At 66.5% G+C, this 11,836-nt stretch carries 12 protein-coding genes; 7 read left to right on the top strand and 5 right to left on the bottom strand.

Annotated features, from left to right (window positions below; genetic code table 11):
* A partial coding sequence (gene yhjD, locus QOD90_RS04540; RefSeq protein WP_526347104.1) for an inner membrane protein YhjD occupies nucleotides 1–893 on the top strand: 893 nt, incomplete at its 5' end.
* Nucleotides 894–895: 2 nt separating this feature from the next.
* Here the strand turns inward: yhjD and QOD90_RS04535 are convergent.
* The 5 genes from QOD90_RS04535 to QOD90_RS04515 all read right to left on the bottom strand — a co-directional run bounded on the left by QOD90_RS04535 (nucleotide 896) and on the right by QOD90_RS04515 (nucleotide 6,154).
* Nucleotides 896–2,137: a D-alanyl-D-alanine carboxypeptidase family protein gene (locus QOD90_RS04535; RefSeq protein ID WP_526347102.1), complete on the bottom strand. Its 1,242-nt coding sequence runs from the start codon at nucleotides 2,135–2,137 to the stop codon at nucleotides 896–898.
* Between the two features lie 146 nt (nucleotides 2,138–2,283).
* Entirely contained in the window at nucleotides 2,284–3,129 is an 846-nt protein-coding gene (locus tag QOD90_RS04530; protein WP_526347100.1) for a type IV toxin-antitoxin system AbiEi family antitoxin, read from the bottom strand.
* Between the two features lie 100 nt (nucleotides 3,130–3,229).
* Entirely contained in the window at nucleotides 3,230–4,228 is a 999-nt protein-coding gene (locus tag QOD90_RS04525; RefSeq protein WP_526347098.1) for an SMP-30/gluconolactonase/LRE family protein, read from the bottom strand.
* Between the two features lie 22 nt (nucleotides 4,229–4,250).
* Nucleotides 4,251–5,636 carry an aspartate aminotransferase family protein gene (locus tag QOD90_RS04520; RefSeq protein ID WP_526347096.1) on the bottom strand — a complete coding sequence of 462 codons (1,386 nt, stop codon included), beginning with the start codon at nucleotides 5,634–5,636 and terminating at the stop codon, nucleotides 4,251–4,253.
* Nucleotides 5,633–6,154, bottom strand: a complete 522-nt coding sequence (locus QOD90_RS04515; RefSeq protein ID WP_526347094.1) for an Lrp/AsnC family transcriptional regulator — start codon at nucleotides 6,152–6,154, stop codon at nucleotides 5,633–5,635. The genes QOD90_RS04520 and QOD90_RS04515 overlap by 4 nt, the downstream gene beginning before the upstream one ends.
* Nucleotides 6,155–6,276: 122 nt before the next feature.
* On the opposite strand from QOD90_RS04515, the gene QOD90_RS04510 reads away from it, so the two are divergent.
* From QOD90_RS04510 to QOD90_RS04485, 6 genes are all read left to right on the top strand, one after another.
* A complete protein-coding gene (locus QOD90_RS04510; RefSeq protein ID WP_526347092.1) occupies nucleotides 6,277–7,752 on the top strand; it encodes an aminobutyraldehyde dehydrogenase in 1,476 nt (491 codons plus the stop codon).
* Entirely contained in the window at nucleotides 7,749–8,951 is a 1,203-nt protein-coding gene (locus QOD90_RS04505) for an enhanced intracellular survival protein Eis (RefSeq protein WP_526347090.1), read from the top strand. The genes QOD90_RS04510 and QOD90_RS04505 overlap by 4 nt, the downstream gene beginning before the upstream one ends.
* Before the next feature lie 19 nt (nucleotides 8,952–8,970).
* Nucleotides 8,971–9,648, top strand: a complete 678-nt coding sequence (locus tag QOD90_RS04500) for a TetR/AcrR family transcriptional regulator (RefSeq protein WP_526347088.1) — start codon at nucleotides 8,971–8,973, stop codon at nucleotides 9,646–9,648.
* A 156-nt stretch (nucleotides 9,649–9,804) separates the two neighbouring features.
* A complete protein-coding gene (locus QOD90_RS04495) occupies nucleotides 9,805–10,665 on the top strand; it encodes an ABC transporter substrate-binding protein (protein WP_526347086.1) in 861 nt (286 codons plus the stop codon).
* A gap of 15 nt (nucleotides 10,666–10,680) precedes the next feature.
* Nucleotides 10,681–11,463 (top strand): amino acid ABC transporter permease, encoded by a 783-nt coding sequence (locus QOD90_RS04490; protein ID WP_526347084.1) that lies wholly within the window; start codon nucleotides 10,681–10,683, stop codon nucleotides 11,461–11,463.
* A 104-nt stretch (nucleotides 11,464–11,567) separates the two neighbouring features.
* The coding region (locus QOD90_RS04485) for an ATP-binding cassette domain-containing protein (protein WP_526347082.1) at nucleotides 11,568–11,836 on the top strand (269 nt) is incomplete at its 3' end.

Raw genomic sequence — 11,836 nt, 5'->3', positions numbered from 1 at the left:
TCACGATCTTCGCGCTCTTCCCGCTGCTGATGGTCGGTTTCGCGGCGGGCGGCTTCGTGTTGGCGAGCCGGCCGGAACTGCTCTCCGAAGTCGAGATGAAGATCAAGGGGGCCGTCTCCGGTGACCTGGGGCAGCAACTCATCAACCTGATGGATTCGGCGATCGATTCGCGCACCTCGGTCGGCGTCATCGGCCTGGCCACCGCCGCGTGGGCCGGCCTTGGCTGGATGGCGAACCTGCGCGAGGCGCTCAGCCAGATGTGGGGCCATCAGCGCGGTGAGGCGCCGGGTTTCGCGCGTGCGAAGATCTCGGACCTGCTGGCGCTGCTCTCGGCGTTCGCCGCGATCGTCATCACCGTCGCGCTCACCGCGCTCGGCAATGGGACGGTGATGCGCCACGTCCTGGAGTGGCTCGGCATCCCGGACTTTCCCGCGTTGGGCGTCTTATTGCGCGTGGCATCGCTGGTGGTATCGCTCGGCATCTCGTGGCTGCTGTTCACCTGGATCATCGCTCGACTGCCGCGGGAGTCCGTCAGCTTTCGCAGCGCGGCGCGGGCCGGACTGCTCGGGGCGGTGGCGTTCGAAGTCTTCAAGCTGGTGGCGTCGGTCTACCTGTCTTCGGTCATCCGGGGTCCCGCGGGCGCCACCTTCGGTCCGATCCTCGGTCTGATGGTGTTCGCCTACATCACCGCGCGTCTCATCCTCTTTGCGACGGCATGGGCGGCGACGTCACCGGACAATCTTGCCGCGGCACCCGTCGACCCACCCGGTCCCGCCGAGATCACCACCCGGGTCGAACTTCACGAAGGAATCGGCGTTCGTGGCGCCATCGCCGCGGTGGGGTTCGGGGCCCTTGGCGCGCTTGGTCTTTCGAGGCTGACGCGGCGGCGCTGACGTTAGTCGGTGGGGCGCCGGTTCAGTGACCGGGCGGCCATGATGAGGCCGAAGACGATGATCGAGCCAACGACGCCAACCCCCACCCGGACCGGTACCGCATCGGCGGTCGGCAGCGGCGAAGCGGCGATGTCTTGTGCGGGGACGTTGTCCCCGAGTGGGTTCGCGGCCCTGGCGATCAACGACGGATCGGGTTCGACCAGTGCGCCGACCTTCGTGCCAGGGGCCGTCGCAAAGCCGTAGTCCAGAAGGTGGGCGGCCTGCTCCCACGGTGCGATGGGGAGGCGGGTGCCGTGCAGCATCACCACGACGAGTCGGCGTCCGTCACGGTCGGCGGCGCCGACGAACGTTTGTCCCGCGTCGTCGGTGTATCCCGTCTTGCCGCCAAGGGCACCGGGGTAGTTGTAGAGCAGCTGGTTGTCGTTCTCCAACTGGTAGCCGGGATTGTCCTCGCCGCCGTCGCGCGCGGGGTGGCCGGGAAAGTCGTAGGTCTTGGTGGCGACGACGTTCGCGAATACGGCGTTCTGCCAAGCGAAGCGATAGAACAGGCCCAGATCGTAGGCCGACGTGCTCATGCCGGGACCGTCGAGGCCCGACGGGGTGGCGGCGCGGGTGTCGTGACCGCCGAGCTTGCCTGCGAGGTCGTTGATCTTCTGTACGGCGGTGTCCATGCCGCCAATCTGGACCGCTAGGGCGTGGGCGGCGTCGTTGCCCGAGTGCATCAAAAGGCCGTGCAACAGGTCGTTGACGGTGTACTTGCCGCCCTCGTCCACGCCGACCCGGGTGCCCTCAGCCGCCGCGTCGTCGGCGGTTCCGATGACCTGCTTGTTGATCGGCAGCTCCCGTAGCGCCTGGGTCGCGACGAGCACCTTGATGATGCTGGCGGGGCGGTGCCTGCCGTGCGGGTCCCTCGCGGCGACGATGTCGCCGGTGTCCAGATCGGCGATCACCCACGCCTCTGCGGAGACGTCCTCGGGCACTGGCGGCGTTCCCGGCGCGGTGATGATGCCGCAGCCGGACAGGGCGTCACCGCCGAGGGGCTGGGCGGGGATGGGCAGCGGCTGGGGTGGGTCGCCCGATTCGGGAACCTCGGAGGAGTCGACTGCCGGTGGGGTTGCGACCCGGTACGGGCAGGCGTCGTCGGCGTTGGCGAGTGCAGGGCTGCCCAACAGGCAGAAACTCGCCAGGAAGGGTGTCGCCGTCAGTGCGACGAGTCGCCGGGACACGGTTCGGAAGGTCGCCATGGTGTCTGCAGATTAGGCGACGGTCCGCCGTTCGCCGGGTTGCCACGCTGTTACCAGAGTGACCATTGCTGCTTGTGGGATTAGCGGTGGACGCTGCGCCGAACGTGACACCAGTGCGAAGAATCATCGCGAAAGTCGCACCTGCGTCACGTTCGACGAGCGCGCACACGTGCTCTCCCGACGCGGCCGATGATCGCGCCGTCGCTGTCCTCGGCGGTCACGCGTACGTCTATCCACCCAAGTTCCGTCACCAGGTCGTGGCGCCGGATGTCTCGCCGGATCTGTTGCGGGGTCTTCCAGTGATGCTTGCCCTCGTAGTCGACGCCCACCATGACATCGCGCCAGCCCATGTCGAGCTGCGCGACGAGTTGGCCGAACTCGTCATACACGGGCAACTGGGTCTCCGGCCGTGGAAAGCCCGCTCGAATGAGGAGCAGTCGAACCCTGGTCTCCTGGGGCGATTCAGCGCCGGGATCGACCAGGCCGAGCACCTCGAGTGCGGCCCGGATGCCCCGTCGGCCACGGTACCGCTCGGCCAGGGCTTCGACGTTAGCCACTTCGAGTTTGGTGGCTCGCGCCAGAGCGTCGATGGCCGCGACGGCGGAATCGAACGGGTAGTGGCACGCGATGTCAAGGGCGGTGCGAGCGGGCGTAGTCACCACGACACCGTTGACCGTCTGGACTTCGTCATCTGCGAAACGGTCCGACCACGTGTGAATCCCCTGGGGCGGGCGTCTGTTCCTGTAGAGGATCTGGGCGGGCGCATCGTCAGCCACCCACTTCGCACCGTGCAGCGCGGCCGCCGAACGGCCCGCGACGACCGCGTCCCGGCCTGACCACAGCCACGCCGACTTAGCTCGCGACGCGGCGGTCAGTGTCGATTCGCGCGCGAGATATACGTCGTGGTGCACTGCGACGTACTTGCTGCGTAGTTGATACTTCGTGAGGCGGCCCGAAGCCACCGCCTCGCTCCCGATGAATGGGATCCCCATGCCGGGAGTGTGCCGACCGCATCCGACACAGCGCCGAACGTGACACCAGTGCGAAGAATCGTCGCGTAAGTCGCACCTGCGTCACGTTCGACGCGACGGACTAGATGTCGAAGTAGGCGACCGTCGGAGCGCCGATGCCCGCGAGCCACACCCGGTTGCCCTCCTGGACGACGCCCGTCGTCGACCCGAAGGCCGCGTGACGCGCCTTCAGCTGTGTCACGACCCGGCCGTCGTCCGGATCCAGCGCGATCACCCACACCACGGGCTTCACGTCGGGCAGGGCGCCATACGGTAAGCGCCAGAGCAACTTCCGTACCGCCGGTGCCCTGGGGGCCAGCCACTCGGTCAGCGCATTGCGATCGGAGACCATCGCGACCCAGATGCGGCCATCGGGTGCGGTCGAGATGTTGTCCGGATACCCGGGCAGCGATTCCGCCAATGGCGTCACGGTGCCGGTGTTGGGCCCGGTGAGCCAGAACTTCGACACCCTCGCACCCGTGGTCTCGGCGAATACCACTGCCGACTCATCAGCGGTGAGCGTGACGCCGTTGGCGAAGTGCAGCCCCGACGCCAACCGCGTGACCGTGCCGTCGGGATCGCGTCGGAACAGCGAACCCGAACCACGGGCCTCGATGACGGCCCCCTTGTAGTACTCGTAGTGAAACCGGTCGGTGGACTCCGTGAAGAAGATCGTGCCGTCCGACGACTCGACGACGTTCGAGCAGAACTTCAGCGGCCGACCTTCGAATTCGACGACCAGCGTCTCGACGTCGCCGGTGGTGGTGTCCATGGCCAGCAGACCGCGGTGGCTGTCGCAGATCAGCAGTCGGCCGTCGCGGGCCACGGCCAGCCCGAGCGGCCGCCCGCCGGTGTCACCGATCACCTCGTGTGACCCGGACTCCGCGTCGATGCGCATGATCTCGCCGCCGACGACCCCGGTGTACACGCCACCGCGACCGTCGACGACGACGTCCTCCGGGGCGAGGCCGGGCAGTGGGATGATTCTCAGCCGCCGAACGAGGTCGGGCTCGCGGAGCGGCTTCGACGGAGGGGGTTGCCAGCGGACGGGATCGATCGACGGTCTGGTTGCCGGAGTCACCCGTCCGACGCTACCAATGGCTCTAGAGACGCCGCCCGGCTTCGCTCAGTACGCCGTGCAGGATCTCGTAGATCGCGTCGAACTCCTTCTGGCCGCAGATCAGTGGCGGAGCCAACTGGACCACTGGGTCACCACGGTCGTCGGCGCGGCAGTAGAGGCCCGCCTCGAACAGTGCCGGGGTGAGGTAGCCGCGCAGCAGTCGCTCACACTCGTCGTCGTCGAAGGTTTCCTTGGTGGCCTTGTCCTTGACGAGTTCGATGCCGTAGAAGAAGCCCTCGCCGCGGATGTCGCCGACGATCGGCAGGTCGTACAGCTTCTCGAGGGTGGACTTGAACACCGGCGCCATTTCTTTGACGTGGTCGTTGATGCCTTCGCGCTCGAAGATGTCGAGGTTGGCAAGGGCCACCGCCGCGGAGACGGGATGCCCGCCGAAGGTGTAGCCGTGCCCGAACACCGTCGACCCGTCGTTGAACGGCTCGAACAGCCGGTCGCTGGCGATCATCGCGCCGATGGGGGAGTATCCGGAGGTGAGGCCCTTGGCGCAGGTGATGATGTCGGGGACGTAGCCAAAGTCGTTGCAGGCGAACATCGATCCGATGCGCCCGTACGCGCAGATCACCTCGTCGGAGACCAGCAGCACGTCGTACTCGTCGCAGATCTCGCGGACGCGTTCGAAGTATCCCGGCGGCGGAGGGAAGCAGCCGCCTGCGTTCTGTACGGGCTCGAGGAAGACCGCGGCGACGGTGTCGGGACCCTCGAACTCGATGGCCTCGGCGATGCGGTCTGCGCAGTAGCGTCCCCATGCCTTGGGGTCGGTGCTGAAATGCTCAGGGGCCCGGTAGAAGTTGGTGTTGGGCACCCGGAAACCGCCGGGGGTCGGCGGATCGAACGGTGCCTTGAACGCCGGGATGCCGGTGATGGCCAGCGCGCCCTGCGGTGTGCCGTGGTACGCGATGGACCGCGATATCACCTTGTACTTGCCAGGCTTGCCGGTCAGCTTGTAGTACTGCTTGGCGAGCTTCCACGCACTCTCGACGGCCTCGCCGCCGCCGGTGGTGAAGAAGACTCGGTTCAGGTCGCCTGGCGCGTAATTGGCGATGCGCTCGGCCAATTCGATCGCCGGCGGGGTGGCGAACGACCACAGCGGGAAGAACGCCAGCGTTTCGGCCTGCTTGGCCGCGGCCTCGGCGAGCTCCTTGCGGCCGTGGCCGACCTGCACGACGAACAGCCCGGATAGGCCGTCGATGAACTTGTTGCCGTCGCTGTCCCAGATGTGGACGCCCTCGCCGCGGGTGATGATCGGCGGGGTGATGTCGTCGCCGTGGCGGGCGAAGTGGCCCCAGAGGTGGCGCTTGGCCTTGGCGGCCAGGTCGGTGTAAACGGTTGGATCTGATTCTACGAGAGTCATCGTGTGCCCCAATTGTATTGCTGTTTAACGAGTTTGAGGTAGACCAATGTTTCGGTGGATATCACCCCTGGTACGGCACGGATTTTGGTGTTGAGTAGGTCGAGTAGGTCGCCGTCGTCCTCGCAGACCACTTCCACGATGGCGTCGAAGGATCCCGCGGTGAGCACCACGTAGTCGACGGACTCGATCTTGGCGAGCTTGTCGGCGATCTTGGTGGTGTCGCCGGTGCAGCGGATGCCGATCATCGCCTGGCGGGCGAAACCAAGCTGCATCGGATCGGTGACGGCGACGATCTGCATGACGCCTGCATCGACCATGCGCTGGACCCGTTGGCGCACGGCGGCCTCGGACAAGCCGACCGCCTTGCCGATGCCCGCGTAGGACCGTCGGCCGTCCTGCTGCAGTTTCTCGATGATCGCCTTGGAGAGTTCGTCGAGCTGGAAGGCGGCGCCGGGGCGGGAGTGGTTGATCCGCAGCGAGACAGGCCCGATGCCAGGCTGTGCGTGGGGTTCGACCATGACGACGATTGTGCACGGAATCCGTCGTTACAGGCAACCAAAGCCATGAAATCGTTCGTTTTACCCCGCCGTCACGGGGGAATGCGTAGCTGGCCGTTCTACGGTCAGCTAGCGTAAAAGTCATGACGATCGCGAGCAGCTGGATCGACGGCGCCGAGGTGATCACCGGCGGCGGCATGCATCAGGTCATCGACCCGGCGACGGGAAACGTGGTTGCCGATTGCGCGTTGGCGACGTCGGCGGACGTCGACGTCGCGGTCGCCTCCGCCCGCGCGGCGCTGCCGAAATGGTCCACCGCGACCCCAGCCGAACGGTCGACGGTACTGGCCAAGCTGGCTCAACTCGCCGGCCAGCACGCCAAAGCCCTGGTGGCCGAAGAGGTGAGTCAGACCGGCAAGCCCGTCAGGCTGGCTTCCGAGTTCGACGTTCCTGGCAGCGTGGACAACATCGACTTCTTCGCGGGGGCGGCGCGGCACCTCGAGGGCAAGGCGACCGCGGAGTACTCAGCCGACCACACCTCGAGCATCCGGCGCGAGGCCATCGGCGTGGTCGCGACCATCACACCGTGGAACTACCCGCTGCAAATGGCGGTGTGGAAGGTCATTCCCGCGCTGGCGGCCGGCTGCTCGGTGGTGATCAAGCCCGCCGAGGTGACCCCACTGACCACGCTGACGCTGGCGCGACTCGCCAGCGAGGCTGGACTGCCCGACGGCGTGCTCAACGTCGTCACCGGCGCCGGGGGTGACGTCGGCACCGCGCTGGCTGGTCACCGCGACGTGGATCTGGTGACGTTCACCGGCTCAACGGCGGTCGGACGCAAGGTGATGTCGGCCGCGGCGCTGCACGGCCACCGCACCCAACTCGAACTCGGCGGCAAGGCGCCGTTCCTGGTGTTCGACGACGCCGACCTGGACGCCGCCATCCACGGCGCGGTCGCCGCGTCACTGATCAACACCGGGCAGGACTGCACCGCGGCCACGCGGGCCATCGTCGCGCGCGACCTGTACGACGACTTCGTCGCGGGCGTCGGCGAGCTGATGAGCAAGATCGTCGTCGGCGACCCGCACGATCCCGACACCGACCTGGGCCCGTTGATCACCCATGCCCATCGCGCGAAGGTCGCCGGCATGGTCGACCGCGCCACCGGCGAGGGCGGCCGCGTCGTCACCGGCGGCACCGCCCCCGACCTACCCGGCTCGTTCTATCGGCCGACCCTGATCGCCGACGTCGACGAACGCTCCGAGGTCTACCGCAGCGAGATCTTCGGCCCCGTGCTGGTGGCGCGACCGTTCACCGACGACGACGACGGCATCCGACAGGCCAACGACACCGAGTACGGGCTGGCCGCATCGGCGTGGACGCGCGACGTGTACCGCGCACAGCGGGCCTCGCGCGAGATTCATGCCGGGTGCGTGTGGATCAACGACCACATTCCGATCATCAGCGAAATGCCGCACGGCGGCGTCGGTGCATCCGGCTTCGGCAAGGACATGAGCGACTACTCGTTCGAGGAGTACCTCACCATCAAGCACGTGATGAGTGACATCACCGCCAACGCCGAAAAGGATTGGCACCGGATCATATTCGCGAAGCGATGAGTACCTTCGACGATCTCAGCGTGCGCGACATCGCCGACGACGACTGGCCAGGAGTAGCACTGCTCGCCGCGACCAGCTACGGCTCGTTCTGGCACCCCGAGACGATCGCGGCGTGGCGGACGCTGATGCCGGCCAGGAGTTCAGTGGTCGTCAAGGACGGCGCCGACGTGGTCGCAATGGCTCACTACATCGACCTGAAGCTGACCATTCCCGGCGGCGCCATCCTGCCCGTCGCAGGCATCACGTGGGTGGGTGTGGCGCCGACGCACCGCAGGCGCGGCCTGCTGCGGGCGATGTACACCGAACTGCACCAGCGCTTTGCCGGCGCCGGCTATCCGATCGCGGGACTGACTGCCACCGAGGGCGGGATATACGGCCGCTTCGGGTACGGTCCGGCCACCGTCGAGACGGAGTTGACCCTGGATCGCCGATTCGCCCGGTTCCATGGCGGCGCAACCGATCCCGGCGGGGTGCGCATCGTGCGGCCGGGTGATCACCGCGACGAGCTCGCCGCGATCCATGACCGCCATCGGTTGATCACACCGGGTGGCCTGCAGCGACCGGCACCGCTGTGGGACGACCTGCTGGCCGATTGGGACGACTCGCGGCGCGGAGGCACGCCGTGGAACTGCTTCCTGCACGCCGATGGCTATCTGCTCTACCGCGTGCATCGGGGCCAGTCGAGAAACGTTCGCGTCGAAGAGTTCACGGCCGTCACCGCCGAAGCCCACGTGGCGCTGTGGCGCGCGCTGATCGGCCTCGACCTCGTCGAGACGATCACGACGTCAAGCCATCCCTGCGACCCGTTGCCGTATCTGCTGGACAACCCTCGACTGGTGCGCACCACGGGATCGGAAGACGGTCTCTGGCTGCGGATCATGGACGTGCCCAGCGCGCTGCAAGCTCGTACCTACCTCGCCGACCTGGACACGGTGATTCAGATCGACGACGGATTCCGCTCCGACGGTGGGCGATTCGCGCTGACGATCCGTGACGGGCGGGCCCGCTGCGAACGCACGGATGCGCAGGCCGAATTCGTGATGGGTCTCGACGTGCTCGGCAGCCTGTATCTGGGCGTGCACCGAGCCGCCACCCTGGCGGCGGCGAACCGTATCCGCGGTGGTAGTCCCACGACCCTGGTGCACCTGGACGCCGCATTCGGTAGCGACGTTCCCGCGCAACTCGGATTTTCGTTCTGACGATGACACAATCGGCGGCGTGAAGTACCGAGCGGGCTACCGCCCCGCGGCGGTCGACTGGTCGTCGACACGCGGCCGGATCCTGCTCGCGGCGTCGACGCTGTTCGCGCAGCGCGGCTACTTCGGCACTTCGACGCGTGACATCGCCGACGCGGTACGAATCAGGCAGCCGTCGCTGTTCCACCATTTCGAGGCCAAGCACGTCATCTTCCGGACGCTGGTCGAACTCGATCTGGGGCCGTCGATCGACCGCATCGTCAATGTGCTCGAGGAGCACTCGACGTGGGGTGAGAAGTTGCATCTGACGATCGCGTGCGACGTGCGCGAGGCGCTCATCCAGCCGTTCGACGCGCGGGGGCTCTACCAGGACGCGGTCCTCGGACTCGACGAGTTCGCCGACGAGCGCGACGGCATCGAGCTGTTTCACGAACTCGTCGAGCGGGTGATCTCCAGCGGTAGTGCGGCGGGGGAGTTCGTGGACCTCGAACCGAGCTTCGTCCAGCGGGCCATGAACGGGGTGCTGTTCGAGACGCTGCGTGAGCAGGGCGGTCCTGGCGGCTCGATTCGGGAGCGGCGCCCGCTGCAGGCGGCTGATTTCGTGCTGCGGTCGCTGCTGGTGGACCCGTCGGTGCTCGATCGCCTCCGTGCGACGACCACGGGCCGCCTCGACGAACTCGAGGCCGTCGCACTGCGTTGACCTGTGGTTCGGGCGACCGGGTCGTGACATCTCCTTGAACCCATTCAGAACCAATATTGGCCCAAAAGATGCCTATCGACCGATAGGGCCCTATCGTCTGATAGGTCAGCGGCCGGCGGGCGAAGGCTCCGCCATTGCCCAACTTGTGGAGGAACCGTGAACACAACCGTCATTGCCGCCGCCCGTGCCGCCATCTGCACGCTCGCGCTGGCGCTAGCCATGTCCGGTTGCTCGTCGTCCAGCGAATCATCGCCGGCCCCGACCGGCCCGGCCAAGATCGCGCCGCCGGCCGTGTTGGAGGCGGGGACGCTGAAGATCTGTGCACCCAACGACGGCACACCACCGAACGTCTACCACGACGAGACCGGGAAGCTGGTCGGCGCCGAGGTCGACCTCGGCGAAGCGCTCGCCGCACAGTTGGGTTTGAAGGCCGACTTCGTGGAGTCCTCCTTCGCCGCGGTGATCCCGACCTTGCAGGCCAAGCAGTGCGACGTGATCATGGCGCAGCTCTACATCAAGCCCGAGCGCGAAAAGGTCGTCGACTTCGTCCCCTACGTGTATTCGGGCACCGGTATCGCCGTATCCAAGGCGCATCCGGCGGCCATCACCGGCCTCGACGACAGCCTGTGCGGCAAGAAGGTGATCCTGGCGGTGGCCACCACCGCCGAGTCCCTGGCGCAGGAGCAATCGGACAAGTGCACGGCTGCAGGCAGGCCGCCCGTCGACATCACCAGGGCCAATCAGGCCGACGTCTCCATTCAGCAGGTGCAGAACGGTCAGGTCGACGCCTACCTCGATACGGCCGAAACGCTGGGGTACTACGTCACCAAGACCGGTGCCCAGATCCAGTCAGCCGGGAAGCCGTTCGGCACCATCAAGATTGGCGCGGCGACCGTAAAGGGGAATGCCGCGCTGCACAACGTGCTCCAGCAGGCGCTTGGCGAACTCGAGGGCAACGGCGCGTACGCCAAGATCCTCGACCAGTGGGGAATGTCCGACCTCAGCATCCAGAGCTGACGCAGAGGGCTTGTCATGCAGTTCGATTGGCAGTTCTTCTGGAAGGCGTTGTTCACGCCCGGTGACCCGTTCGTCGACGGGCTGATCCTGACCGTCGTCATCTCCGTGGTGGCGATGGTGCTGGCCACGTTCGTCGGCCTGGTCGTCGCGCTCATGCGGCGGTCACGGTTCACCCTGCTGCGGTGGTCGGCCAGCATCTATATCTGGGTGATTCGCGGCACCCCGCTGCTGGTACAGCTGGTGCTCATCTATACGGGACTGGCCGCGATAGGCCTTTACCAATTTCACGACGTGTCGCTGCTGGGCCTGTCGGTGCGGGCCGCGGTGCAGGCGGCGGTCCTCGGGCTGATGATCAACGAAAGCGCCTACATCGCCGAGATCATCCGCGCCGGACTCGATTCCGTGCCCAAGGGCCAGTTCGAGGCGGCAGCCTCGCTTGGGATGAAACCGGGCAGGGTGATGCGGTGGATCATCGTGCCTCAAGCGCTGCGCGTCATGGTGCCGCCGCTGGGCAACTCGTTCAACGGGATGATGAAGACGACGTCGGTGCTGTCCGTGATCGGCGTCAGCGAGATGTTCCTCATCACGCAATCGATCAGCTCGGCGACGTTTCATACGTTCGAGATCTTCATCGTCGCGGCCATCTACTACCTTGCGCTGACCACGATCTGGACGTTCATTCAAGCCTGGATCGAGAACCGGCTGGCCCGACAGCTCGGCATCGAACAACGCGTGCGGATCACGCATCGCCTCCTGGGTGCCCGCCGTGCCGCCTCTGTCCTTCAACTGCAGGGATGAGGTCAACCGTGAACGCCAAGGAGTACATCATGTCCAGGGCGGAGTCAGCCACGGAACCCGTTGTCTCCGTTCGGGGTGTCTCGTGCACACTCGGGGGACGCAAGGTGCTCGACGACGTGTCGCTCGACGTGATGCGCGGTCAGGTCGTGGTGCTCATCGGTCCGTCCGGGGCGGGCAAGACGACCTTGCTGCGATCGCTGAACCACCTGGAACAGGTTGACAGCGGCCAGATCCTGATCGGGGGCGTACCGATCGGGCACCGCGACGTGGGCAGCGAGAAGCGGGTCAGCACTGCCGAACTCGCCCGGCGCCGTCGTGAGATCGTCTTCGTGTTCCAGCATTTCAACCTGTTTCCGCACATGACCGCGGCCGA

It is taken from the genome of Mycobacterium sp., from assembly GCF_032161845.1.
GTDB lineage: Bacteria > Actinomycetota > Actinomycetes > Mycobacteriales > Mycobacteriaceae > Mycobacterium.
The sequence above is the reverse complement of the archived record's forward strand: the minus strand, read 5'-3'. Positions and strand labels throughout refer to the sequence as shown.

Coding starts and splice junctions, on each gene's coding strand:
- QOD90_RS04535 (WP_526347102.1), bottom strand. CDS start 2,137: ATGGCGACCTTCCGAACCGTGTCCCGGCGACTCGTCGCACTGACGGCG.
- QOD90_RS04530 (WP_526347100.1), bottom strand. CDS start 3,129: ATGGGGATCCCATTCATCGGGAGCGAGGCGGTGGCTTCGGGCCGCCTC.
- QOD90_RS04520 (WP_526347096.1), bottom strand. CDS start 5,636: ATGACTCTCGTAGAATCAGATCCAACCGTTTACACCGACCTGGCCGCC.
- QOD90_RS04515 (WP_526347094.1), bottom strand. CDS start 6,154: ATGGTCGAACCCCACGCACAGCCTGGCATCGGGCCTGTCTCGCTGCGG.
- QOD90_RS04510 (WP_526347092.1), top strand. CDS start 6,277: ATGACGATCGCGAGCAGCTGGATCGACGGCGCCGAGGTGATCACCGGC.
- QOD90_RS04505 (WP_526347090.1), top strand. CDS start 7,749: ATGAGTACCTTCGACGATCTCAGCGTGCGCGACATCGCCGACGACGAC.
- QOD90_RS04490 (WP_526347084.1), top strand. CDS start 10,681: ATGCAGTTCGATTGGCAGTTCTTCTGGAAGGCGTTGTTCACGCCCGGT.